The following is a 24,293-nucleotide window of genomic DNA, read 5'->3' as shown; positions in this document are numbered from 1 at the left end:
TTTGAAAAATCGATGTCTTAAGCTTGCGTCACTTCAGTGGTAGCGCGGTTTTCAGCCTCATTTTGAGGTCAGGTTTTTTATTCATTGTTTTTGCCAATTGTTGTAATTGTCACTAGCGCATAAAAATCCAGTGCGTACTCCTGCGACTCATAAGCACACAAAGCGAAAATGTGATCCTACTGAAAATAATGAATCTAGTTTTCTTTAAAACCATTTTCAAGAAGAGCTGATTTAATATCTAGCATGATAAAAATTCGTCTTACCGCCGTGAAAATAATAAACATTTTCAAAAAATTCATAGCGCTTATGAATATCAATATAAAAAAATCCATTAAGCGTCATTAAAATATGATTGCGCCACAGCTTAATTTTATCGAGATAGTATGAGTGATATATTTTAATCTATAAGATTTATAGCATATCTATTATCAACAGCTCAAAATTAACGGACTAAAAATGGCCTATGTACTATCAAGGAAGTATTCTAAGACATTAACTAAAATTGCCTTAATCATTGGGCTATTATCTACTTGTGCTCATGCAGAGCTAACCCCTGATCTCAAAAATCTTGAAAGACAATTACACTATCAGCAAGGTACCATAAAATTACTAAATGGAAGTGTCGTAATTAATACAGGTGATAAATTTCGTTATCTATCACCTCAAGATAGTGAAAAAGTTTTAGTGGATGGTTGGGGAAACCCGCCTAGCGATGAACTAGGACTAGGTATGCTAGTTCCCGCCGATTTATCTCCACTTGAAGATAGCGGCTGGGGCGCTGAACTCTCATTTGAGGATGATGCCTACATCTCCGACGACGATGCCAAGACCATTGATTATAATAAAATACTCCTAGATATGAAGCAGCAAATCTCTGCTAATAATATAGAGCGGCAACATCAGGGCTATGATCCGCTATATCTATTAGGATGGGCAGAAACACCTCATTATGATCAAAGTTCGCATATTATTTATTGGGCAAAACGCTTAAGTAATAGCCCCGATCCCACTACTCATGATGAGTCTGTAAACTACTTCATCAGAAACCTTGGTCGCAATGGCGTATTTAATATTAACATTATCGCCGACGGAAAAGATTTACCCACAGTGAAAAAGTCAGCGCCAGACTTATTAAAAGTAGCCTCATTTACTGAGGGAAACCGTTATGAAGACCATCATTTTTGGGACACAACATCCTCTTATTCTCTTGCTGCATTAGTTGCAGGCGGCGCTGCGGTCACAGCGAAAAAAGCGGGTCTAATTGGCTTAATTATAATATTTTTGAAGAAGTTCTTTGTTGTAATCCTCGCCGCCGTAGGTGGATTATGGAAAGCAATTTCCGGCAAAAAAAAATAAAATAACTTGGCGGGTAAGATAATCACTTACCCGCCGACGGTTAAAGACGCCCTATCATCACTTATCCCCTAGATAGTTCGAGTGGCATTGAGGCGGCAAGTGATTCAGGTAAGTGAACGCAGCCAACAAAAAGTCAACTTGAGGCATGGCGGGGGGATATTCCCCTGCAATAAACCTACCGTAATCTTTGCGGATGCGTGAACACCGTTCCACGTCCCAGTTTACTGAATCCCACCAGCGTTAAATTGCATTTATCGGCGACATCAATTGCCAGAGTCGTTGCCGCAGAGACAGCAAACAGAATCTCCACACCGCACATCGCTGCTTTTTGCACCATCTCATAGCTGGCACGGCTCGAAACCAATACAGCCCCTTGCGTCCACGGCTGCTTGGCTCGGATGCCCAGCAGTTTATCTAACGCCACATGACGACCAATATCTTCACAACCGCCCTGTAACTCACCGAGCGGATCGATCCACGCAGCGGCGTGAGTACAGCCTGTTAAATCACCAATTTGCTGCACGCTGCGCAACTGGCGTAAAGCGTTATCCAAATTTTGTAGGTCAAAAGTTTGGGTAAACGGCAACGGTTCTAGCGGACGAACCACGTCGGTAATCTGTTCCACGCCGCACACTCCGCAGCCAGTGCGCCCCGCCATCGAACGCCGACGCTCTTTTAGCGCCATAAAACAGCGACTAGAGAGTTCGATCTGCACTTCAACGCCGTTACATGCTGGAACAACATCCATACCGTAAATATCCTGTGGCGTGCGGATAATCCCTTCAGAAAGTGAAAAGCCTAGAGCGAACGCCTCAAAATCCTTCGGTGATGCCATCATCACTACGTGGGATATACCGTTATAAACCAGCGCTACCGGTACCTCTTCTGCAACCCAATCAGGCTGCGAAGTGTGCAGTTGCCCACGTTGTTGCACCATTGTCTGGCGAACACCATTAACCGGATTATTATTTAAGAAACTCATCTTATTCACGTCTTTGATACCTACCTGTAACAACCACAGGATTCATGTGGTAGTATTTAAGCACAAAGTAACTTCGCACGCCGCCAAGAGTGAGCAAGTTAGCAACGTTCGACCCTAAAAAGTCATACCGAGAAACCTCTGCGCAAGCCATGGAGCCTCGGGTTTAACGATTTATTTGTAAACAAACCAAGAAAACAAACTTTTTGAAGCAATGTGATACTCGATAGCTTTCAAGCCATACCCATCTTGCCGGTAGCTTGGAAGGTAAAGGGTAGATACGTAAGGAGATCTCCATGCAGGTCAGCAGAAGACAGTTCTTTAAGATCTGCGCTGGCGGTATGGCAGGCACCACGGCCGCTGCGTTGGGCTTTGCTCCAGCGGTAGCACTCGCGGAAACTCGGCAGTATAAACTGCTACGCGCACGCGAAACCCGTAATACCTGTACATACTGTTCTGTCGGCTGTGGGTTGTTGATGTACAGCCTCGGTGACGGCGCAAAGAACGCAAAAGAAAGTATTTTCCACATTGAAGGTGACCCTGATCATCCGGTAAACCGTGGAGCCTTGTGCCCTAAAGGCGCCGGTCTGGTGGACTTCATCCACAGTGAATCGCGTCTGAAATACCCAGAATATCGCGCTCCTGGCTCAGATAAATGGCAGCGCCTCACTTGGGACGATGCTTTTGATCGCATCGCCAAGCTGATGAAAGAAGACCGCGATGCCAACTTCATTCCAACCAACGAGCAAGGTACGACGGTTAACCGTTGGCTCTCTACCGGCATGTTGTGTGCATCAGCTTCGAGCAACGAAACAGGTTATTTAACCCAAAAATTTAGTCGCGCCCTCGGCATGCTTGCCGTGGATAACCAAGCGCGTGTCTGACACGGACCAACGGTAGCAAGTCTTGCTCCAACATTTGGTCGCGGTGCGATGACAAACCATTGGGTGGATATTAAAAATGCCAACCTGATTGTGGTCATGGGTGGTAACGCCGCCGAAGCGCATCCCGTCGGATTCCGCTGGGCGATGGAAGCCAAGATCCACAATAAAGCCAAGCTGATCGTTATCGATCCACGCTTTACCCGAACCGCTTCGGTGGCTGACTTCTACACGCCGATCCGCTCCGGTACCGACATTGCATTCCTGTCGGGTGTCTTGCTGTATCTGATCAGCAACAACAAGATCAACGCTGAGTACGTTAAAAACTACACCAACGCTAGCCTGCTAGTTCGTGAAGACTATGCCTTCGACGACGGTTTATTCAGCGGCTATAACGAAGAAAAACGTACCTACGATAAAACAACGTGGAACTACCAGCTCGACGAGAATGGTTTCGCTAAACGTGATGACACTCTGCAAGATCCACGCTGCGTGTGGAATATGTTGCGCGAGCACGTCAGCCGTTACACACCGGAAGTCGTCGAGAATATCTGTGGGACGCCTAAAGCCGATTTCCTAACAGTCTGTGAATATATTGCTGAAACCAGCGCCGTGGATAAAACCGCGTCGTTCCTGTATGCCTTGGGCTGGACGCAACACTCTGTAGGCGCACAGAACATCCGTACTATGGCGATGATCCAGCTCCTGCTCGGCAACATGGGTATGGCCGGCGGTGGCGTTAACGCGCTACGCGGACACTCCAACATTCAGGGTCTAACCGACTTAGGTCTGCTGTCCACCAGCTTACCGGGATATCTGAATCTGCCGTCTGAAAAACAGGCCGATCTGGAAACCTATCTGGCTGCCACCACGCCAAAACCAACGCTACCGGGTCAGGTGAACTACTGGGGTAATACGCCTAAGTTCTTCGTCAGCCTGATGAAATCTTTCTATGGTGATAAAGCGCAGAAAGAAAATAACTGGGGCTTTGACTGGTTACCGAAGTGGGATAAAGGCTACGACGTACTTCAGTACTTCGAAATGATGTCGCAAGGTAAAGTAAATGGCTATCTATGTCAGGGCTTTAACCCCGTTGCCTCGTTCCCTAATAAAAACAAAGTGGTGAAATCGCTTTCCAAGCTGAAATTCTTGGTGACGATCGATCCGCTGAATACAGAAACATCAACCTTCTGGCAGAACCACGACGAATTTAACGACGTTGATCCGTCGCAGATTCAAACAGAAGTCTTCCGCCTGCCATCGACCTGCTTTGCTGAAGAAAACGGTTCTATCGTTAACTCCGGTCGTTGGCTGCAATGGCACTGGAAAGGCGCGGATGCCCCAGGGGAAGCCCTGAACGATGGTGAAATTCTGGCGGGTATCTTCCTACGCCTGCGAGAAATGTACGCCAAAGAAGGCGGTGCTTTACCAGAGCAAGTGCTGAATATGACGTGGGATTACCTCACGCCAGAAAATCCAGCACCAGAAGAAGTGGCGAGAGAAAGCAACGGTAAAGCCTTAGCCGATTTGGTTGACCCAACCACCGGCACCGTTCTGGTGAAAAAAGGCCAGCAGCTTAGCTCCTTTGCTCAGTTACGCGACGACGGCACCACGTCAAGTGGTTGCTGGATCTTTGCCGGTAGCTGGACGCCAGAGGGTAACCAGATGGCGCGTCGTGATAATAGCGATCCGTCCGGTTTAGGTAATACTTTAGGCTGGGCGTGGGCATGGCCACTTAACCGCCGCATTCTGTATAACCGCGCGTCGGCAGATCCATCGGGTAAACCGTGGGATCCAAAACGCCAGTTGCTGGAGTGGGATGGTGCGAAGTGGTCTGGTATTGATATTCCTGACTACAGTACCGCAGCCCCCAACAGCGGCGTTGGCCCATTCATCATGCAGCCTGAAGGGATGGGACGCCTATTTGCCATTGATAAAATGGCTGAAGGTCCATTCCCTGAACACTATGAGCCGTTCGAAACACCGTTGGGAACTAACCCACTGCATCCAAACGTGGTGTCTAACCCTGCTGCACGCGTGTTTAAAGACGATCTGGCCGCCATGGGGAAAGCTGATAAATTCCCATACGTGGGCACAACCTATCGTCTGACGGAGCATTTCCACTACTGGACCAAACACGCTCTGCTGAATGCCATTCTTCAACCAGAGCAGTTCGTTGAAATTGGTGAAAAACTGGCAGAGAAGAAAGGCATCAAGCATGGCGATACGGTGAAGGTCAGCTCTAACCGCGGCTACATTAAGGCCAAGGCCGTGGTGACGAAGCGTATCCGCACGCTGAAGGTGGATGGCAAAGACATCGATACTATCGGTATTCCAATCCACTGGGGCTATCAAGGCGTAGCGAAGAAGGGCTTTATCGCCAACACCTTGACGCCGTTTGTCGGTGATGCCAATACGCAAACGCCTGAATTCAAGGCGTTCCTGGTTAATGTGGAAAAGGTGTAACGGAGACGCATTATGGCTTATCAATCTCAGGACATAATCCGGCGCTCTGCCACCAATTCCCTGACGCCGCCTCCCGAGGCGCGTAATCATCAGGAAGAAGTGGCGAAGCTGATTGACGTTACCACCTGCATCGGCTGTAAAGCCTGTCAGGTGGGTTGCTCAGAGTGGAACGATATTCGCGATGAAGTGGGTCATAACGTCGGCGTGTACGATAACCCCGCCGATTTAACCGCTAAATCGTGGACGGTGATGCGTTTTTCTGAAGTTGAGGAAAACGGCAAGCTGGAATGGCTCATTCGTAAGGATGGCTGTATGCACTGCGCGGATCCGGGCTGTCTGAAAGCCTGCCCGTCTGAAGGTGCCATTATCCAGTACGCTAACGGCATCGTCGATTTCCAGTCAGAGCACTGCATTGGCTGTGGCTACTGTATCGCTGGCTGCCCCTTTGACGTACCGCGCATGAACAAGGAAGACAACCGGGTATACAAATGTACCCTATGCGTTGACCGCGTTGCCGTTGGTCAAGAACCCGCCTGCGTGAAAACCTGTCCAACAGGCGCGATTCATTTCGGTACCAAAGAAGCAATGAAAGAGCTGGCGGCAGGGCGTATCAACGAACTGCATACCCGTGGCTTCGCCAACGCTGGTCTATACGATCCTGCCGGCGTCGGTGGTACTCACGTCATGTACGTTCTGCATCATGCTGACAAACCGGAACTGTATCACGGCTTGCCGAAAGACCCGACCATCAGCCCAACGGTTCAGTTCTGGAAAGGCATCTGGAAACCATTGGCTGCCGTCGGTTTTGCTGCCACTTTCGCGGCGAGTATCTTCCACTACGTCGGCGTGGGTCCAAACCGCGTACACGACGAAGAAGAGGGAGAGATCGACGGCAAGGTGGATGATATCAAACCAGAAGTCGACCAGCATGAGAAGGAGGAGCGCAAATGAGGAAGGAAAAGCCGATTCAGCGTTACTCAGCGCCAGAGCGTATTAACCACTGGATTGTGGCGTTCTGCTTTATTGTCGTGTCCATCAGCGGCCTCGGGTTCTTTTTCCCGTCGTTTAACTGGCTGATGTACATTATGGGCACACCGCAGCTCGCGCGTATCCTACATCCGTTCTTTGGTGTAGTGATGTTTGCTTCGTTCCTGATCATGTTCTTCCGCTATTGGAAGCATAATCTCATCAACCGTGAAGACATCACGTGGGCGAAAAACATTCATAAGATTGCGATGAATGAAGAAGTCGGTGATACCGGTCGCTATAACTTTGGACAGAAGTGCGTGTTTTGGGCCGCCATCGGCAGCCTGATTCTACTTTTGGCCAGCGGCGTAGTGATTTGGCGTCCTTATTTCGCCGATGCGTTCTCCATTCCAGTGATCCGCGTGGCGCTGATGGTGCATTCATTCGCCGCAGTGCTGCTGATTATTGTTATTATGGTTCACATCTATGCAGCGCTGTGGGTGAAAGGCACGATCACTGCGATGGTCGAAGGCTGGGTGCCTGCTGCGTGGGCCAAAAAACACCATCCGCGCTGGTATCGAGAAGTACGAGCTAAAGAACAAGAGCGGAAATGAACCTCTATTTCTGACATCATGACGTTCACGTTTTTTACTATCGGTTAGGAAAGCCACGCAGACAGGACGTCTGCGTGGAGTTTAGGGCTCACACGGGAGCCCCTTTTCGAACACCTTCAGCTAAATCGGCATATGAAAGCCGTGACTGACAGGCGAGCGAAGCCTTACTTAACCCCTAATAAAAAAACGACTCATCGGTTACTAGAGCGACTAACTCAACACTGGATTTCATCAATGAGCATTAAAATCGTCCCAAAAGAACAGCTAGGCGCAGAGCGTGAAAAGACAGGTGGTTTGGATAATATTCCACCCGTACTTTTCGCTAACCTGAAAAGCCTCTATTCCCGCCGCGCAGAACGTTTGCGTCAGCTCGCGGAAAATAATCCTCTGGGCGATTACCTTAATTTTGCGGCAGCGATTGCTGAAGCGCAGCAAAAAGCGCTACACGACAATCCGCTAACGCTCGATCTCACCCAAACGCTGACCAATGCCGCCGCGTTGGGCAAGCCACCGCTGGATACCACGATTTTCCCGCGTTCCCATCACTGGCATACGCTGCTACAGGCGCTGATTGCCGAGTTGATGCCTGATTCTCCGGAGCATATTCAGCCCGTACTAGAAAACTTGGCCAAGACGTCTGATTCCGAATTAGAAATCATGGCAAAAGATCTGTTTGCTGGTAATTACGGCGTTGTCGGTAGCGACAAAGCTCCGTTTATCTGGGCGGCACTGTCGCTGTATTGGGCACAGATGGCGACACAAATGCCAGGCAAAGCCAAGGCAGAATATGGCGAACATCGTCAATTCTGCCCCGTGTGCGGCAGTATGCCCGTTGCCAGCGTTATCCACATGGGTACAACTAACGGACTGCGCTATCTGCATTGCAACCTGTGCGAAAGCGAATGGCACGTGGTTCGCGTGAAGTGCACCAACTGCGAACAGACCCGTGACTTAAATTACTGGTCGCTGGACAGTGAAAATGCGGCAGTGAAAGCAGAAAGCTGCGGTGACTGTGGTACTTACCTGAAGATGGTCTATCAGGAAAAAGATCCGAAAGTAGAGCCCGTTGCCGATGACTTAGCAACGTTAGTACTCGACGCAAAAATGGAAGAAGAAGGTTTCGGACGCAGTAGCGTCAATCCTTTCCTATTCCCTGGCGAATAATTTCCCCCCCTTCCATTAAGAAGCCTACCCATTCTGCGGTGGGCTTTTTTATGTGTTTAAAACGCTTTCCAAAGCCAAAGTGCGTAAAAACAGCGACACCTCTGCGTTGACAAACGAAGTCTCCTTACATTTTGCAATGACAATCCCACATCGATCACACTTCTGAACTCACCCCGAACCAATATGTGACCACAGTCATACATCCTCATTTTTCCACTTTTTTATGGAACCGGTTCCAAATATCTTGGCGTTATTGAATTGATGATGAATTAATCGTCATTGGAGTGAATATGAAAAGAGAAATCGTCGTGGTCACTGCCGCTTACGGCTGGGACAAAGTCAATGAGCTGGGCGGGCAGGCTAATCTATTGCCAATTATTGCGCAGTCAGGCGCAGACGGCGTAGAAATCCGTCGTGAACTATTATCGCAGGCAGAGTTGCAAACGTTAGGTGAGCTGGCGAAGCAAATTGCTCGTCAGCAACTCTTTGCAGTGTACTCCGTGCCTGAAGGTCTTTTTGCTCCAGACGGTTCGCTGAATCCTGCTCTTGAGCAACGACTTCATGAAGCCATCGAGCTAAATGCCCGTTTGGTCAAATTCTCCCTTGGGCACTATCAGCCCGGCTATGACTTCACCGCGCTAAACGCCTTACTCAAAAAATATGATGTCCCGCTGGTCGTTGAAAATGACCAAACGGCAGACTGCGGCACTCTTTCACCGCTGAATGCTTTCTTTGCCGCCGTACAAGACAGCCACTCACCGATACGCATGACCTTTGATATGGCCAACTGGGATTGGGTGAATGAAGATGCCGATATCGCTGCGCAAAAACTGGCGCACATGGTGCACTACGTGCATGTAAAAGCGGCTGAAAAACGGGCCCAAGGCTGGTGCGCGGTCGAATTGGATAATAGCGATGGCCGCTGGAAACCTCTGCTGTCACAGCTTCCTAATCAAGTCATGCGCGGTATTGAATTCCCATTAGAAGGCGAGGATTTGACTGCAGTCACTCGCCACTACGTTAATTTATTGAGAGTGAACTGATATGAAAACTTCACAGCTAGACGTGATCACCTATGGCGAAGCAATGACAATGTTCGTCGCCAATGAGACCGGTGAGCTTGATCAGGCGATGCAGTTTACTAAGCGTATCGCAGGAGCGGAGCTAAATGTCTCCATTGGTTTATCTCGTCTTGGCATGAATGTCGGCTGGGTGAGCCGCGTGGGGGATGACTCCTTTGGTCGCTTTACTCTAGCTACGCTGGAACAAGAGGGGATCAACCACCAGTGCGTTACCGTCGATCAGCGCTTCCCAACCGGTTTTCAACTGAAATCTAAAGCAGAAAATGGAACCGATCCCAAAGTGGAATACTTCCGCAAAGGCTCTGCGGCTAGCCATCTTTCGGTTCATGACTTCGATCGCACTTACTTTTCTCAAGCCCGCCATTTGCACCTCAGCGGCGTAGCGGCAGCGCTTTCAACTGACTCGTTAGAACTGGCGAATCACGCCGCCAAAGAGATGCGCGCAATGGGCAAAACTATCTCCTTTGACCCAAACTTACGTCCAGTGCTATGGCCGAGTCAGCAGGTGATGTGTGAAAAGCTCAACGCGTTAGCATTTCAAGCAGATTGGGTTTTGCCTGGGCTGAAAGAAGGGCAAATTCTGACGGGGAAACAGACACCAGAAGACATTGCTGATTTCTATCTTAGCCGCGGCGTCAAAGCCGTCATCATCAAATTAGGGCCAGATGGCGCATGGTTTAAAACCGCCGACGGCCACCAGCAGCACGTAGCCGCTGTTCGCGTTGAGAACGTCATTGATACCGTCGGCGCAGGTGACGGTTTTGCCGTTGGAGTGATCAGTGCGCTGTTAGAAGGTAAAGCCCTACCAGAGGCCGTTATGCGCGGCAATAAAATTGGGGCACTGGCCGTACAGGCCATTGGTGATAGCGAAGGTTTACCAACCCGAGCGCAGCTCGGCGAATAACAAATAACGAATAACGAATAACACATCCACCTCTGGGCCCTACATCCCAAGGATGTATCTGAACTATACTGAAGGATTATAACCATGAGCAAATCAACGATTGCCCCGAAGCGCTGGTGGTACATCATGCCGGTGATTTTTATCACTTACAGCATGGCTTATCTTGATCGCGCGAACTTCAGCTTTGCCTCTGCCGCAGGAATTAACGAAGACCTCGGTATCACCAAAGGAATGGCCTCCCTGCTGGGTGCGCTGTTCTTCCTCGGCTACTTTTTCTTTCAAATACCTGGCGCAATCTACGCCGAACGCCGCAGCGTGCGCAAACTGGTGTTTTGGTGCTTAATTCTGTGGGGGATGTGCGCCACCTTAACCGGTCTGGTCAGTAATATTCCGGCACTGGCCGCAATTCGTTTTACCCTCGGCGTCGTCGAGGCGGCGGTCATGCCAGCCATGCTTATCTATATCAGTAACTGGTTTACCAAAGCCGAACGTTCAAGAGCAAACACCTTCCTCATTTTAGGCAATCCGGTCACCGTTTTGTGGATGTCAGTAGTATCTGGCTATCTAATCCATGCCTATGGCTGGCGCGAAATGTTCATATTTGAAGGATTCCCAGCGGTAATTTGGGCATTCTGCTGGTGGGTATTGGTTAAAGATAAACCAGAGCAAGTGGGCTGGCTGAGTGAATCAGAAAAAGCCGCTCTGCAGGCTAAATTGTTAGAAGAACAGCAAGGCATTAAGGCCGTACGTAACTATGGCGAAGCTTTCCGTTCGCGGAACGTCATTATCCTGTGTGCTCAATATTTTGCCTGGAGCATCGGCGTGTACGGGTTTGTTCTGTGGTTACCGTCAATTCTGCGCCACGGTTCTGACATGGGAATGGTTGAAGCGGGATGGCTCTCTGCAGTGCCTTATTTAGCGGCAACGATTGCAATGATCGTGGTGTCTTGGGCATCTGACAAAATGCAAAACCGCAAACTCTTCGTATGGCCTTTACTGCTCATTGGCGCATTGGCATTTATCGGTTCTTACCTGGTAGGTGCTAACCATTTCTGGTGGTCTTATACGCTGCTGGTCATTGCCGGAGCCGCGATGTATGCGCCTTATGGCCCGTTCTTCGCCATCATTCCAGAAATGCTACCACGCAACGTTTCAGGTGGTGCAATGGCATTAATTAACAGCATGGGCGCGCTGGGCTCTTTCTTCGGATCATGGTTCGTCGGTTATCTGAATGGCTCAACCGGATCGCCAGCCGCATCTTACGTATTCATGGCTGGTGCGTTATTAGTTGCTGTTTGGCTAACGCTCATCGTGAAACCTTCAGACGCTCAAAAAAAAGTTGCCGTTAAATCAGCTCCAGCCGTTTCTCAGGGGAAATAAATGATGAAGCAATCTGTTGTTCTGTATAAAAAAATACCCTCTGATCTACAGCTACGTCTAGAGGAGCATTTTGATGTCCGATTCTTTGATGGAATCAACAATGCCAATCGCGCGGAGGTGATAAGAGCGCTAGAAAGCGCCGATGGCATGATCGGAGCCAGTGTGCCGGTATGCACGGATTTGTTAGACCATGCGCCAAAGCTAAAAGCAATTTCTACTATTTCGGTAGGTTACGATCAGTTTGACGTAGAAGATCTAACGCGGCGTAAAATCGTATTAATGCATACCCCTACTGTTCTGACTGAAACCACGGCAGATACAGTATTTACGCTAATTCTGATGACCGCTCGCCGTGCGTTGGAAATGGCCGAAATGGTGAAAGCAGGTAAATGGACACGCAGCATCGGCGTTGATAGCTATGGCGTCGACGTTCACCATAAAACCATAGGTATTCTTGGCATGGGGCGCATCGGATCAGCATTAGCGCGCCGTGCGCACGCCGGTTTTGGCATGAACGTTCTGTACTGGAACGATCGCCCCAATACGCAGGTCGAGCTGGAGTTTAACGCGCGTCGCTGTGAACTGGATGAACTGCTCGCGAAATCTGATTTCGTGTGTATCACGCTGCCCTACAGCGAACAAACACACAAACTTATCAATACTGAGCGCTTAGCAAAGATGAAACCAAGTGCCATTCTGATCAACGGTGCACGCGGTAAAATTGTCGATCAAACCGCTTTAATTAAGGCGTTGAAAAACAGCACGATCCGCGCTGCTGGCCTCGATGTATTTGAAGTAGAGCCTTTGCCTGTTGATTCAGAGTTGCTGCAGTTACCTAACGTTGTCGCACTGCCTCACATTGGATCAGCAACGGAAGAAACTCGCTATAACATGGCAGCCTGCGCAGTAGATAACTTGATTACAGCGTTAACAGGAAAAGTGACGGAAAATAGCGTTAATGCCCATTTACTAGCGTAATCACGCAGCGCTTTAACTCTGGGTGAGCCACGCCAACAGAACGTTGGCGTGGTGCTTGGGGCGACCATGGATGGTCAATACAAAATCGAGCGCAGACGTCATCTCACGAAAGCGATCTTGATAGTTCGCAGAACTTAAATCACTCGTGAAAACTGCTGCATTCTCGCTTGCTTACGTAAGTAGATATCAAAACACATACAGATATTACGGATCAGCAGGCGACCGCGCGGAGTGACGTCAATGCGGGTTGATGTAACATCCACCAGCCCATCGTCAACCAGAGGCGCTAGCAGTTTTAAATCATCAGCAAAGTAATCAGCAAAGACGATCCCGTATTGCCTTTCTACGAGGGAATAGTCCAAACGGAAATTACAGATAAGATTTTTGATCACATCACGGCGCAAACAATCGTCTTCAGTCATGGAGATACCACGCCATAGGGCATGACCATGGTCTTGCACATCAGCGTAATACTCTTTTAGCACTTTGCGGTTCTGCGCATAACTATCCCCGATCATGCTTATCGCGGAAACGCCCAGCCCCAGCAGGTCACTATCACCCTGCGTAGTGTAGCCTTGGAAATTGCGATGCAATTTTCCCTCTCTCTGAGCAATGGCTAGCTCATCGTTGGCATGAGCAAAGTGATCCATACCAATAAACTGATAACCGGAATCGGTTAGCATCGCGATAGTTTCTTGTAGGATGGACAGCTTACTGTCTGCTGACGGTAAGTCTTCATCTTTGATTTTGCGCTGGGCTGCAAACAGCTTCGGCATATGCGCATAGTTAAATACGCTTAGGCGATCGGGGTTAAGCTCAGCTACTTTTTGTAGCGTGTAGCTAAAGCTTTCTGGCGTCTGTTTTGGTAAGCCATATATGAGGTCAATATTTGTCGATGTGAAACCAATCGCTTTAGCTCGGTTGATCAGATCGAAAATAAATTGCTCGTCCTGCTCGCGGTTAACCAGCTTCTGAACCTCTTTATTGAAGTCCTGCACCCCCATGCTCAGACGATTAAAACCCTCTTGGCGTAGGTGGTCGAGGACATCCAGCTCAATTTCTCGCGGATCAACCTCAATGGAAATCTCAGCATCCGGTTGAAAATCGAAAGCATCGCGCAACATGCGCATGAGGCGAGTAATCTGAGTTTTATCTAAATAGGTTGGAGTGCCACCGCCCCAATGCAGTTGAGAAACTTTACGACCAGCAAACATCGGCGCACGCTGGCTGATTTCTAATGCCAGTTTATCGAGATATTCATCTGCTTTGTGTGTTTGGCGGGTAACGATTTTATTACAGCCACAGAAGTAACACAGCTTGTGGCAAAAAGGGATATGAACGTAAAGCGAGAGCGCACGTTCAGGATAACGAGCTACAGCATGAGCAAACTCAGCCTCAGTAAAGCTTTCGCTGAATTCTAATGCTGTAGGATATGAGGTGTAACGCGGCCCAGAATAGTTATATTTTTGAATCAGGGCCAGATCCCAGACTATCGCCTGTTCCGACATGCTTACTCCTTCCGATGATTTCGCCTGCCAGACCGGTGACGAGGAAGTCGTGAAAACTGGCGGGTCATGGCAGCTTGCCGCCAGCGTTGTTTACGCCGCGACAGCCACCATAGTTTACCTAATAACCACAACAGATAACACGTAAGCAGTAAGGCTATTATCAGTATTAGCCACATTGGCGATTAAAATACGTCTTTCGGGTTACCGCGTTTGAGCAGTTTGACGATGTCTTCTTTCGGCTCTTCTTCATCGACTTCGTCATCTTCGTCGCCAAGCTCGATGCCTAATTCTTCCATCAAGGCATCAATGCGATCCAGCATGTTATCGACGTAGGTCTGCTCTTCTTTATTCAGCTCTTCGCCATCATCCAAGCGGATCAGAAGCGCGTCCAAACGCGGATCGTTTTCTAACTGGGTCAGCTCTTCTTCTGGTGAAAGCTGTTTTTTCACTTCAGGCTTAGGTGCTTTTGCCTTTGGCTTTTTCACTTCAGTTGCCACCAGCGGCACTGGTACTTTGCTACCAATACGCGGATCGATAGCCTTTGCAGAATCAGTGGTCTTCTTGTTTGCAGCTTCAGGATTTGCACGACCACCAGATTTGTTACCGCGGTGCTTCTTCTGGCGCTTGCGCGCGCGGGCTTCCAGATCAAGCTCAACACGGGTTTTTCTTTTTTGTTTTGGCGCTGAAGTTTTAGCTTTCGGCGTTTTATTGGCAGGACTCATTAGCGTGTACTCACAGAGAGATAAATCGAGTAGAGAAATATTAGCGAGCTCAGGTTAACTCCTGAAACGCCGGTCTCCGACACCCGAAAAACAGGCGTTTAAACTGGGGGGCGGACAGTGCGCACACCCTACCAGAAAGAACGCAAAGAAAAAAGGCGACAGCCTAAACTGTCGCCTTAATTCTAGCCTTCAAATGAAGGATATTCACGCATCTCAATCCCTGAATGCACTCAACGTCCCGGTTTTTCCCTTTGCCGTTTTGCTCCTTGCACCCTCTTCCTGAGGCTCTTGTCCTTATTGCGCCAATCCTAGCGCTAAACTCTTCCTGAGTTGGTGTGATCCATTCTGATATATATCCTATATATCTTCGCTAAATCCTTTAGCGTGAATCCTTTCGCTCACTACGCAATCCTGCGCTCCCTGAGATTCGTCTTCCTGACGAAGTTTCCCGTACCGCCATCCTTTGCGTTGATAGACACTTTAAAGAAATGGCTGATCTAAACAAGGGACTACAGCCCAAGTTACAGCGTGAGCAAGATCACGTAATTTTGTAATCGTATGATTCTATTAATTTAATAAATTCAGGCTCATAACTGAAAACGTCATTGCCCGAAAGATCAATAGCCAATGTCTCACAAGGCTGTAAGCCGCGAGCTTACATCAGATAAACAGCGGTTTTATGCGCTCTTTGCGGCTGTTGCAGTTATAATCCCCACCAGATACCGCCATGTTTTAATGGAGACGAACGTTTTGAACCGTAAAACTTATAATTATCATGTGACTCACTTCGTCACCAGTGCCCCTGATATTCGCGCATTACCTGCTGATATTGGCATCGAAGTAGCATTTGCTGGCCGCTCTAACGCAGGCAAATCCAGTGCTCTGAATACTCTGACGAACCAAAAAGGCTTGGCACGTACCAGTAAAACACCTGGTCGTACTCAGTTGATCAACTTGTTTGAAGTCACCGACGGTGTACGCCTCGTTGACTTGCCGGGTTATGGTTATGCCGAAGTGCCGGAAGAGATGAAGCGTAAATGGCAGAAAGCGTTGGGTGAATACCTGCAAAAACGTAATTGCCTGAAAGGATTAGTGGTGTTGATGGATATCCGCCATCCGCTGAAAGATCTCGATCAGCAGATGATTCAATGGGCCGTTGACGTTAACCTGCCAGTCATGTTGCTGCTAACCAAGGCCGATAAATTGGCGTCTGGCGCACGTAAAGCTCAATTGAATATGGTGCGTGAAGCCGTACTACCATTTATGGGCGATATTCAGGTTGAAACATTCTCTTCCCTGAAAAAATTTGGGGTAGATAAACTGAGTGAAAAACTGAATACATGGTTTAGCGAGATCGAACCAGAAACTCTGTCTGAAGAAGAGGAAGAAAGCGGGGAATAACTGCTGGATTCCAGATAAATAGGGTCGCTCTGGCGGCGTTTTTTTTTGTTTAGACAAAAAAAACGCCCCAGTCATAAAAGACTGGGGCGGCTAATATTCAGCCAAATCCGATTACGTGAAGTAAAAGGTCTGAAAGATAGAACATCTTACCTCTGTACCCTACGTCTGTAACTCTACAACATTTTAAGGCAGGGTAAAACCTTTTTTGTAGCTTACTTACACAAATGCGTTCAATTTAGCGGCATATTCTTGGTTTTAAGCGCTGTTTTATGTAGTTAAATTACATAAATAGCTTAATTAACCATCATCTAGTGAGCTTGATCCCAATTTTCACCCGTACCGACATCCACTTTCAGCGGAACCGCCAATTCTAGGCTTTGCTCCATCAATTCGCGGACTTTTTCTACGGTTTGCTCAATCACTGATTCATGCACTTCAAACACCAATTCATCGTGCACCTGCATAATCATGCGGACCAATGGTTCTTTTTGCTGCAGCAGCCATGCATCAACAGAAATCATGGCGCGCTTGATGATATCGGCCGCAGTTCCCTGCATAGGAGCATTGATTGCCGCACGCTCAGCCCCCTTACGACGCATACCGTTACGAGAATGGATCTCTGGTAGATACAGGCGGCGACCGTCTAGCGTCTCAACATAGCCCTGCTCAGCGGCCTGCTGACGGGTACGCTCCATATACTCAAGCACACCAGGGTAGCGCTCAAAATAGAGGTCCATATAGCGTTGTGCTTCGCCACGAGCGATATTCAACTGGCGAGCTAAACCAAATGCGCTCATACCGTAAATCAGACCAAAGTTGATAGCTTTTGCGCTACGGCGCTGTTCACTCGTCACATCTTCTAATTTCAGCCCAAACACCTCAGCCGCCGTTGCGCGGTGAATATCTTTACCTGCAGCAAACGCAGTCAGTAAACCTTTATCACCAGACAAATGTGCCATGATGCGGAGTTCAATCTGCGAATAGTCGGCGGCGACAATCTTATAGCCTTTCGGTGCGATAAAAGCCTGACGGATCCTTCGACCTTCGTCGTTACGCACTGGGATATTTTGCAGGTTTGGATCGCTAGATGAGAGGCGTCCTGTCGCAGTAACCGCCTGATGATAGGAGGTATGCACACGACCAGTAGCAGGGTTAATCATCTGCGGAAGTTTATCGGTATAGGTGCTCTTTAGCTTCGCTAAGCCACGATGTTCCAAAATGATGGTTGGCAGTTCAAAACCTTGTTCCGCCAGCTCAGCTAACACCTCTTCGTTAGTAGAAGGTGCGCCGCCCGGCGTTTTCTTCACAACTGGCAGTTTCTGTTTTTCAAACAGAATGGCTTGTAGCTGTTTTGGAGAAGAGAGATTAAACGGCTCACCCGCAGCTTCATGCGCCTTTTTCTCAAGCTCATCTAAACGAATAGCTAACTCTTGCGAGTGTTTACCCAGAATATTGCTATCGATCAGCACCCCGGTACGTTCCATACGAGAAAGCACAGGAACCAACGGCATATCAATATCGGTGAAAACTTTCTTCAGACCGGCTTCTTTTTCCAACAGTGGCCAAAGTTTGAGATGCAGCTGCAATGTAACATCAGCATCTTCGGCTGCGTAAGGTGCGGCCTGTTCTAAAGCGATTTGATTAAACGTGAGCTGAGATTTCCCCTTACCCGCAATTTCTTCAAATGTGATCGTTTTATGATTCAGATGACGTTCTGCTAAGCTATCCATATCATGGCGGCCAGCGACGCTATCGAGATCGTAGGATTCAAGCATAGTGTCAAAGGCAATCCCCTGAAGCTCAATACCATAGCGAGCCATCACCCCCTGATCGTACTTAAGATTCTGCCCCACCTTCAGCAAATTAGCATCTTCCAGCACGGGTTTTAGCTTAGCTAATACATCGTCACGATCCAGTTGATCGGGTGCATCCAGATAATCATGGCCAACCGGAATATATGCCGCTACGCCTGGCGCAGTGGCAAATGACAGACCAACCAGATTGGTAGTCAATACATCCAGAGAGTCTGTCTCTGTATCGAAGGCAAAAATCTTGGCCGCTTTCAAACTGGCGATGAGGCTATCAAGCGCTGCATCATCCAGGACAGTGAGGTAGTTTTCTTGCGACAGAATCGCCGTAGTTTCTTCAACGGCGACAACCGCAGTGTCAGTATCATCTTTTGCCGATTTTCGCGCCGCCGGCGCTTTTTTCTCACCGCTTAACCAAGAGCCAGTTTCAGCATCTTCGAGCCAACGTTTAAATTCATACCGACTAAACAACTCATGCAACTGAGCTGTATCCATGGGTTTAAGCTTGAGATCATCACAGGTAACGTCCAGCTCAACGTCAGTTTTAATCGTCGCCAATAGGTATGAGAGATCGGCCTGATCTTTATTCAATTCAAGCTTGGCACCCATGGTTTTAGCACCACGGAAACTCAGCGTCGCGACTTTATCCAGATCGCTGTAGATCTGCTTTAGGCTACCAATTCCCTGCAATAATGCCTGAGCCGTTTTTTCACCGACTCCAGGCACACCTGGAATGTTATCCGAGGAGTCGCCCATCAGCGCAAGGAAATCAATGATCAACTCTGGCGGTACACCATATTTATCACATACTTCCTGAGGCCCCAGAATCGTATTATTCATGGTATTGATCAGCGTAATATTCGGCGTAACCAACTGAGCCATATCTTTATCGCCGGTACTGATCAGCACATGGCGACCTGCTTTTTCAGCAGCCTGCGCCAGCGTTCCGATGACGTCATCGGCTTCAACGCCCGATACAGCCAGCAGCGGCAATCCTACCGCTTGCACCATCTTATGTAACGGTTCTATTTGCTCGCGTAAATCGTCAGGCATTGGCGGGCGATGAGATTTATACTCAGCAAACAGCTCATCACGGAAAGTCTTTCCTTTGGCGTCAAATACCACGGCTACGTGGCTAGGTTGATATTGCAGCATCAAGCTGCGCAGCATGTTCAACACGCCATACATTGCCCCTGTAGGCTCACCCGCACGGTTAGTTAGTGGAGGAAAAGCGTGGTATGCGCGATACAGGTATGAAGATCCATCAACTAGGATCAGAGGGTTTTCAGGTATTTCGGCCATAGTATGTCTTTATCGTGATGGTGGACTTAGAGGTAAGGATGCCATACCTCGAGACAAGAGACGAATTTTAGCGGGAGATTTGATGAGGAATGCGATCAAGTATTCAGATCTTGTTGATCAAATTGTGGATAAGTTTGTGAACAAAAGATCATAAATTTAATAACAAGGGTTCTCGCTGAGAACTTATTAGTAATTTTGTTAGTAATTTAAATGAGTTATATAGAAAAACACATATGTGTGCATAAAAACATCAAGCAGCTAATGATGTGGATAATATTTCAATCACTTACCAAAAATTTTGTATACCTGCAGGCAACCTCATACAGATTAGCCTAAATTATCAACAACGCCACTGCTTTGCCGCTTATCTTTCATATATTTTTGGAAATGCTGTCGTTCAATGAACCTTCTGATAAAATCGCACTTTAACAATTCGGTTGCGATTGCGCGAACAAGCTAATGCCTACCTTAATTGCCTTGGTCCTATCCCCTATCATATTTGTGTTAACCACGGTGTTAACGGTAATGGTAACGATTTTATGTTCTGTGCCGATTACGCTTGCCGGGGTCCTTAAGCTACTGCTCCCCATCCCTATCGTTTGGCGCTATATCGCAAGCTTCGCCGACTTCATGATGTGGTGCTGGTGTGAAGGATTATCTATTCTGATGAAGCTTAATTACAGCTTGAAGTGGGAAGTTTACGGCCTAGAAGACCTAAGCAAAGAGAATTGGTATTTAGTTATCAGTAACCACAAAAGCTGGACAGATATCGTCGTTCTTTGCGTTTTGTTACGTAATCATATTCCAATGAATAAGTATTTTCTAAAGCAACAGCTCGCTTGGGTTCCGTTCGTTGGCTTGGCATGTTGGGCATTAGATATGCCATTTATGAAACGCTATTCTCGAAGTCATTTGCTTAAGCACCCTGAACTGCGCGGTAAAGATATTGAAACCACTCGTCGTTCCTGTGAGAAATTCCGCATACGCCCTACGACCATTGTTAACTTCGTTGAAGGTACTCGGAGCACTAAAGAAAAACGCATAAAATCACACTCTCCTTATCGCAATTTACTTCCTCCCAAAGCCGCTGGAATTGCATTCACGTTGAGCGCACTAGGTCAGCAATTTGATCGCGTATTAAATGTCACGCTAGTGTATCCAGACAATAGCCGTAGTCCTTTTCTCGATTTACTTTGTGGAAGAATGAAACGAATTGTTGTACACGTGGAAACCCTAGCAGTGAGCTCCGAAATGCGTGGGGACTACTTTAACGATAAGGCTTTCAAAAGAAAGTTTCAGCTATGGCTGAACAATCTGTGGCAGCAAAAAGATCAGCTTATCGATCATTTGAAAAAGGTTTATGTTTCGCCAAATAAATAAAAAACCGGGCTAAAACCCGGTTTTTTTATGAGACGGAAATGGATTATTTCTGTTTCAGCAGGAAGTTGACTACGTTAGAGAACTGCTGAACGTAGGAGTCCATTGAGCTGGTATCCAAACCATCATTTTTGACCATATATTTGCCGTTAACGAAGATTGCTGGAACACCACGCAATTGAAGATCTTCAGCAGCTTTCTCTTGCTGAACAACCAGAGATTTCACGACAAAGCTGTTCAAGGCACCATCATAGTCTGCTGCACTAACACCCGCTTTAATAAAGACGTTGCGGATATCTTCTGGGCTCTGAACGCTCTGAGTTTTCTGCACGGCCTCAAACATTGGCTGAGTAATTTTATCCTCAACACCTAACGCCATCGCAACAGCCCAAGCCTGAGTCAGTTGTTTACCCAACGGTCCCAAGAACTCAACATGGTATTTGGTCATCTTGACGCCTTCAGGCAGACCTTTACGCACTGCATCAGAAACGTGGTAAACCTCTTCGAACTCATAGCAGTGTGGGCAGTAGAAAGAGAAAAACTCTAATACCTGTGGTTCTCCAGTTATGCTTTTATCAAGCTTAACGTACTGATCGCCTTCAGAGAATTGAGCCGCAGAGGCACCAAATGCCATTGCGATCCCAACTAACGCCAACAAAATCTTTTTCATGCGAACTTCTCCATCGTCTTAAGTTTTTGATTTAATACATCGGCATTAGCTGCAACGGTGGTGCTTGTAACAGCTTAACCTGCTCCATGAAAGCTGATGTTTGTCTCAACCAGAAACTTTCATCAACCATCCACGGAAAACTCTTTGGAAAGGCAGGGTCTTGCCAGCGACGAGCAACCCATGCCAAATAATGCACCATACGCATCGCACGTAGCGGCTCAATAAGCTTTAGCTGTTGAGTATCGAAATCAGCAAATTCGCCATATGCCTCAAGCAGAATATCCAGCTGGATCAGCTGTTCTTGGCGTTCACCGTGCAACAACATCCAAAGATCCTGAACAACCGGACCATTGCGCGCATCATCCAGATCGACAAATAATGGGCCATCCCGCCATAGGATATTCCCTGGATGACAGTCACCATGCAAGCGCACGGGAGCCCAATCTGTCGTCCAATATTGCTCAACCTCTACAATCAACGAGTCTAACGCAGCCAGAAAGGCAGGCCTTAGTTTCGCTGGCAGTAATGGTGTTCTTTCTAAAACGTCTCTTGGCTGATAAAGATATTCATCCAAGCTAATCGTTGGCCGCTCAGAGAAAAGCTGTTGTTTACCCACTTGGTGGATTCGGGCCATATAGCGCCCGACCCATTCAAGCTGGTCGTCGTTGTCTATTTCGTATTGCCGCCCCCCAACACTGGGAAACAGAGTAAACGCATATCCAGCAAAGTGATGGAGGGTTTGTCCATGCAGAGACAACGGTGCCACAACAGGAATTTCAGCGTTGGTCAATTCGCGAGCAAAAACATGCTCTTCATCAATTTGGCCATCAGTCCATCTCTCAGGACGATAAAATTTCACAACATAACGTTGTCGATCTTCGTCCATTAACTGGAAGACGCGGTTCTCATAGCTGTTAAGCTCTGTTAAACCTGAATCAATGCGAATTCCTGTACTCTCGATAGCATCAAGAATGAGATCGGGAGTAAGTGTTTGAAAACTGAAAGCTGGATTAGTCATAGTCAGGCCAAGACTCACGCAATAAACCGAGATAATAGCACTATCAAATCGACCTATTGCGCTGTTTGTGCACTATCGTGTCTGAAATTAATCTTTAATTACGCCTCTAGCACGCAGGATCGCGGTTTTGAAGTCTTCTTCATAGTCTTTCTTCAAACCGGGAATAGCCTCTGTACTTGAGCTATTACGCATCTTAAGGTGATAAATAAGGATATCGTCGGTCAACTCACCTAAATTACCTTTAAATCCGGCCTCATCGGCCAACTTCTGTAAAAACTGCACCAAATTCAAATCAGGCTCTTGCTGCCAAGCTGGATGGATTAATTCAATTAGTTCATTAACGCGATGGCATTTCATTTTATTTCTCCCTGATGCTTAATGGGCTGACAAATTATCAGGCTTAATTTACCAAAGATAGTCCTAGCTCGTATAACATTCACTTTTTACAAACTATTACACGCATGGGAAAGTGCAGCATCCCCGCGTTACAATACAGTATATAAGTAACAAAAGGAGGCCCACATGCATGATATTGAAGGCGTAATACTGGCAGGAGGAAGAGCCTCTCGAATGGGGGGAGATGATAAAGGGCTAGTCATGCTTAACGGGAAGCCCCTTTACCAATATGTCTTAGAAACACTTAAGCCCCAAGTCAAAACACTCTCAATCAGCGCAAACCGTAATTTACCCATCTATCAGCAATCGGGGCTAAAGGTTTTCTCTGATACGCTCAGAGACTATCCTGGCCCATTAGCAGGGATGCTAAGTGGTTTGCAGCAAAGCAAGCATGAATGGGTTATGTTTGCGCCCTGTGATGTCCCCTTTATCCCATCAGATATAGTGCAATATCTTTGGATACACAGAGCCGGTCATAAGGCCGCATATATACATGATGGCAATAGGGCTCATCCAACTATCGCATTATTAAATCGTGCACTTATTTCGCCATTGATGAAATATCTTGAGCAAGGTGAACGCAAATTAATGATATTTTTAGAACAATGTAACGCACAGCAGGTCACTTACCTTGCTCAAGATTGCTTTATTAATTTTAATACTCATGAAGAATGTCAGCGTTGTGAGCAGAAGCTAAAGGAACAAGAATGAAAACGCAGATACCTTTACTTGGAATCGCTGCCTATAGCGGAACGGGAAAGACCACGCTTTTAAAGAAGTTGATACCGCAGCTGAATGCTAGAGGGATTAGAATCGCGCTAATTAAGCATACCCACCATGATATGGATGTTGATACACCAGGAAAAGACAGCTACGAATTGCGTAAGGCCGGAGCAGAACAAACGCTAGTAGCAAGCGATAAGCGTTGGGCGCTAATGACTGAAACGCCTGAGCAAGAGCCTCTAGACCTGCAATTTCTTGCATCAAAGATCGATCCTAAACGCTGTGATTTGATTTTAGTTGAGGGCTTCAAGCATGAAGCAATCTCTAAGATTGCACTCTACCGAGCATCGGTAGGAAAACCATTTGCAGGCATCATTGATAAGCATGTTCTGGTGTTAGCAAGTGATGGGGATGTTGATTGTGATATTCCGCAATTAGATATTAATAAGACCGAGCAAATTGCAGATTTTATCGAGCAGTGGCTAAAACAACAGAAGTCATGAAACAGACAGCGCCGCGTCAGCGGCGATTCTTTTTAAATTTTCTTTTTGTCAGATCTCCAATAGCAAAAAAGCCCCATGCTTTCGCATGAGGCTTT

The 24,293-nt window shown here is 47.4% G+C and carries 20 protein-coding genes; 13 read left to right on the top strand and 7 right to left on the bottom strand.

The window, feature by feature from the left end; all coding sequences use genetic code 11:
* The first annotated feature begins 456 nt into the window (after positions 1 to 456).
* On the top strand, positions 457 to 1,356 hold the full coding sequence (locus HMPREF3091_RS09620) for a DUF2167 domain-containing protein (RefSeq protein WP_070715528.1): 900 nt from the start codon (positions 457 to 459) through the stop codon (positions 1,354 to 1,356).
* Positions 1,357 to 1,531: 175 nt separating this feature from the next.
* On the opposite strand, the gene fdhD is transcribed toward HMPREF3091_RS09620, so the two are convergent.
* Positions 1,532 to 2,338: a formate dehydrogenase accessory sulfurtransferase FdhD gene (gene fdhD, locus HMPREF3091_RS09615; RefSeq protein ID WP_070715554.1), complete on the bottom strand. Its 807-nt coding sequence runs from the start codon at positions 2,336 to 2,338 to the stop codon at positions 1,532 to 1,534.
* 293 nt (positions 2,339 to 2,631) lie between these two features.
* Between fdhD and fdnG the strand changes: the two genes are divergently transcribed.
* The 8 genes from fdnG (at position 2,632) to ghrB (ending at position 12,770) form a co-directional block, all read left to right on the top strand.
* Entirely contained in the window at positions 2,632 to 5,682 is a 3,051-nt protein-coding gene (gene fdnG / locus HMPREF3091_RS09605) for a formate dehydrogenase-N subunit alpha (protein WP_139146208.1), read from the top strand.
* Between the two features lie 12 nt (positions 5,683 to 5,694).
* Positions 5,695 to 6,633, top strand: coding sequence for a formate dehydrogenase subunit beta (fdxH, locus tag HMPREF3091_RS09600; protein WP_004090733.1), 939 nt, complete (start codon positions 5,695 to 5,697; stop codon positions 6,631 to 6,633).
* A complete protein-coding gene (fdoI, locus tag HMPREF3091_RS09595; RefSeq protein WP_004090735.1) occupies positions 6,630 to 7,262 on the top strand; it encodes a formate dehydrogenase cytochrome b556 subunit in 633 nt (210 codons plus the stop codon). Before fdxH ends, fdoI begins: the two co-directional genes overlap by 4 nt.
* Positions 7,263 to 7,496: 234 nt before the next feature.
* The gene (fdhE, locus tag HMPREF3091_RS09590; protein ID WP_070715525.1) at positions 7,497 to 8,426 is read left to right on the top strand and encodes a formate dehydrogenase accessory protein FdhE; all 930 of its coding nucleotides are present in this window, start codon (positions 7,497 to 7,499) and stop codon (positions 8,424 to 8,426) included.
* Positions 8,427 to 8,716: 290 nt separating this feature from the next.
* Positions 8,717 to 9,469, top strand: a complete 753-nt coding sequence (locus HMPREF3091_RS09585; protein WP_070715522.1) for a sugar phosphate isomerase/epimerase family protein — start codon at positions 8,717 to 8,719, stop codon at positions 9,467 to 9,469.
* 1 nt (position 9,470) lies between these two features.
* Positions 9,471 to 10,412, top strand: a complete 942-nt coding sequence (locus HMPREF3091_RS09580) for a sugar kinase (RefSeq protein WP_070715520.1) — start codon at positions 9,471 to 9,473, stop codon at positions 10,410 to 10,412.
* Between the two features lie 84 nt (positions 10,413 to 10,496).
* Positions 10,497 to 11,792, top strand: coding sequence for an MFS transporter (locus HMPREF3091_RS09575; protein WP_070715518.1), 1,296 nt, complete (start codon positions 10,497 to 10,499; stop codon positions 11,790 to 11,792).
* A gap of 3 nt (positions 11,793 to 11,795) precedes the next feature.
* On the top strand, positions 11,796 to 12,770 hold the full coding sequence (ghrB, locus tag HMPREF3091_RS09570; RefSeq protein ID WP_070715553.1) for a glyoxylate/hydroxypyruvate reductase GhrB: 975 nt from the start codon (positions 11,796 to 11,798) through the stop codon (positions 12,768 to 12,770).
* A gap of 134 nt (positions 12,771 to 12,904) precedes the next feature.
* On the opposite strand, the gene hemN is transcribed toward ghrB, so the two are convergent.
* The gene (gene hemN, locus HMPREF3091_RS09565; protein ID WP_070715517.1) at positions 12,905 to 14,278 is read right to left on the bottom strand and encodes an oxygen-independent coproporphyrinogen III oxidase; all 1,374 of its coding nucleotides are present in this window, start codon (positions 14,276 to 14,278) and stop codon (positions 12,905 to 12,907) included.
* Positions 14,279 to 14,460: 182 nt separating this feature from the next.
* The gene (gene yihI / locus HMPREF3091_RS09560) at positions 14,461 to 15,000 is read right to left on the bottom strand and encodes a Der GTPase-activating protein YihI (RefSeq protein ID WP_070715514.1); all 540 of its coding nucleotides are present in this window, start codon (positions 14,998 to 15,000) and stop codon (positions 14,461 to 14,463) included.
* A 750-nt stretch (positions 15,001 to 15,750) separates the two neighbouring features.
* On the opposite strand from yihI, the gene yihA reads away from it, so the two are divergent.
* Positions 15,751 to 16,401 (top strand): ribosome biogenesis GTP-binding protein YihA/YsxC, encoded by a 651-nt coding sequence (gene yihA, locus HMPREF3091_RS09555; protein ID WP_008815689.1) that lies wholly within the window; start codon positions 15,751 to 15,753, stop codon positions 16,399 to 16,401.
* Positions 16,402 to 16,709: 308 nt separating this feature from the next.
* Here yihA and polA read toward each other — a convergent pair whose 3' ends face one another.
* Positions 16,710 to 19,511, bottom strand: coding sequence for a DNA polymerase I (gene polA / locus HMPREF3091_RS09550; RefSeq protein ID WP_070715512.1), 2,802 nt, complete (start codon positions 19,509 to 19,511; stop codon positions 16,710 to 16,712).
* A 459-nt stretch (positions 19,512 to 19,970) separates the two neighbouring features.
* Here polA and HMPREF3091_RS09545 point away from each other — a divergent pair, with 459 nt between their 5' ends.
* Positions 19,971 to 20,891: an acyltransferase gene (locus HMPREF3091_RS09545; protein ID WP_070715510.1), complete on the top strand. Its 921-nt coding sequence runs from the start codon at positions 19,971 to 19,973 to the stop codon at positions 20,889 to 20,891.
* Positions 20,892 to 20,934: 43 nt separating this feature from the next.
* Here the strand turns inward: HMPREF3091_RS09545 and dsbA are convergent, their stop codons facing one another.
* The 3 genes from dsbA to HMPREF3091_RS09530 form a co-directional block, all read right to left on the bottom strand.
* A complete protein-coding gene (gene dsbA, locus HMPREF3091_RS09540; RefSeq protein ID WP_004090749.1) occupies positions 20,935 to 21,558 on the bottom strand; it encodes a thiol:disulfide interchange protein DsbA in 624 nt (207 codons plus the stop codon).
* A gap of 31 nt (positions 21,559 to 21,589) precedes the next feature.
* Positions 21,590 to 22,576, bottom strand: coding sequence for a serine/threonine protein kinase (locus HMPREF3091_RS09535; RefSeq protein ID WP_070715508.1), 987 nt, complete (start codon positions 22,574 to 22,576; stop codon positions 21,590 to 21,592).
* Positions 22,577 to 22,663: 87 nt separating this feature from the next.
* Complete coding sequence (locus HMPREF3091_RS09530; RefSeq protein ID WP_004090751.1) at positions 22,664 to 22,933, bottom strand: YihD family protein; 270 nt, start codon at positions 22,931 to 22,933, stop codon at positions 22,664 to 22,666.
* A gap of 165 nt (positions 22,934 to 23,098) precedes the next feature.
* On the opposite strand from HMPREF3091_RS09530, the gene mobA reads away from it, so the two are divergent.
* Both mobA and mobB read left to right on the top strand, forming a co-directional pair.
* Positions 23,099 to 23,683, top strand: a complete 585-nt coding sequence (gene mobA / locus HMPREF3091_RS09525) for a molybdenum cofactor guanylyltransferase MobA (protein WP_070715506.1) — start codon at positions 23,099 to 23,101, stop codon at positions 23,681 to 23,683.
* The gene (gene mobB, locus HMPREF3091_RS09520) at positions 23,680 to 24,198 is read left to right on the top strand and encodes a molybdopterin-guanine dinucleotide biosynthesis protein MobB (RefSeq protein ID WP_070715505.1); all 519 of its coding nucleotides are present in this window, start codon (positions 23,680 to 23,682) and stop codon (positions 24,196 to 24,198) included. Before mobA ends, mobB begins: the two co-directional genes overlap by 4 nt.
* The last annotated feature ends 95 nt before the right edge of the window (positions 24,199 to 24,293 follow it).

It is taken from the genome of Hafnia sp. HMSC23F03 (assembly GCF_001816025.1).
Classification (GTDB): Bacteria; Pseudomonadota; Gammaproteobacteria; order Enterobacterales; family Enterobacteriaceae; genus Hafnia; species Hafnia paralvei.
Note: the sequence above shows the minus strand (reverse complement) of the source record. Positions and strands in the feature narration are given on the sequence as shown.

Coding starts and splice junctions, on each gene's coding strand:
- HMPREF3091_RS09620 (WP_070715528.1), top strand. CDS start 457: ATGGCCTATGTACTATCAAGGAAGTATTCTAAGACATTAACTAAAATT.
- fdhD (WP_070715554.1), bottom strand. CDS start 2,338: ATGAGTTTCTTAAATAATAATCCGGTTAATGGTGTTCGCCAGACAATG.
- fdxH (WP_004090733.1), top strand. CDS start 5,695: ATGGCTTATCAATCTCAGGACATAATCCGGCGCTCTGCCACCAATTCC.
- fdoI (WP_004090735.1), top strand. CDS start 6,630: ATGAGGAAGGAAAAGCCGATTCAGCGTTACTCAGCGCCAGAGCGTATT.
- fdhE (WP_070715525.1), top strand. CDS start 7,497: ATGAGCATTAAAATCGTCCCAAAAGAACAGCTAGGCGCAGAGCGTGAA.
- HMPREF3091_RS09585 (WP_070715522.1), top strand. CDS start 8,717: ATGAAAAGAGAAATCGTCGTGGTCACTGCCGCTTACGGCTGGGACAAA.
- HMPREF3091_RS09580 (WP_070715520.1), top strand. CDS start 9,471: ATGAAAACTTCACAGCTAGACGTGATCACCTATGGCGAAGCAATGACA.
- HMPREF3091_RS09575 (WP_070715518.1), top strand. CDS start 10,497: ATGAGCAAATCAACGATTGCCCCGAAGCGCTGGTGGTACATCATGCCG.
- ghrB (WP_070715553.1), top strand. CDS start 11,796: ATGAAGCAATCTGTTGTTCTGTATAAAAAAATACCCTCTGATCTACAG.
- hemN (WP_070715517.1), bottom strand. CDS start 14,278: ATGTCGGAACAGGCGATAGTCTGGGATCTGGCCCTGATTCAAAAATAT.
- yihI (WP_070715514.1), bottom strand. CDS start 15,000: ATGAGTCCTGCCAATAAAACGCCGAAAGCTAAAACTTCAGCGCCAAAA.
- polA (WP_070715512.1), bottom strand. CDS start 19,511: ATGGCCGAAATACCTGAAAACCCTCTGATCCTAGTTGATGGATCTTCA.
- HMPREF3091_RS09545 (WP_070715510.1), top strand. CDS start 19,971: ATGCCTACCTTAATTGCCTTGGTCCTATCCCCTATCATATTTGTGTTA.
- dsbA (WP_004090749.1), bottom strand. CDS start 21,558: ATGAAAAAGATTTTGTTGGCGTTAGTTGGGATCGCAATGGCATTTGGT.
- HMPREF3091_RS09535 (WP_070715508.1), bottom strand. CDS start 22,576: ATGACTAATCCAGCTTTCAGTTTTCAAACACTTACTCCCGATCTCATT.
- HMPREF3091_RS09530 (WP_004090751.1), bottom strand. CDS start 22,933: ATGAAATGCCATCGCGTTAATGAACTAATTGAATTAATCCATCCAGCT.
- mobA (WP_070715506.1), top strand. CDS start 23,099: ATGCATGATATTGAAGGCGTAATACTGGCAGGAGGAAGAGCCTCTCGA.
- mobB (WP_070715505.1), top strand. CDS start 23,680: ATGAAAACGCAGATACCTTTACTTGGAATCGCTGCCTATAGCGGAACG.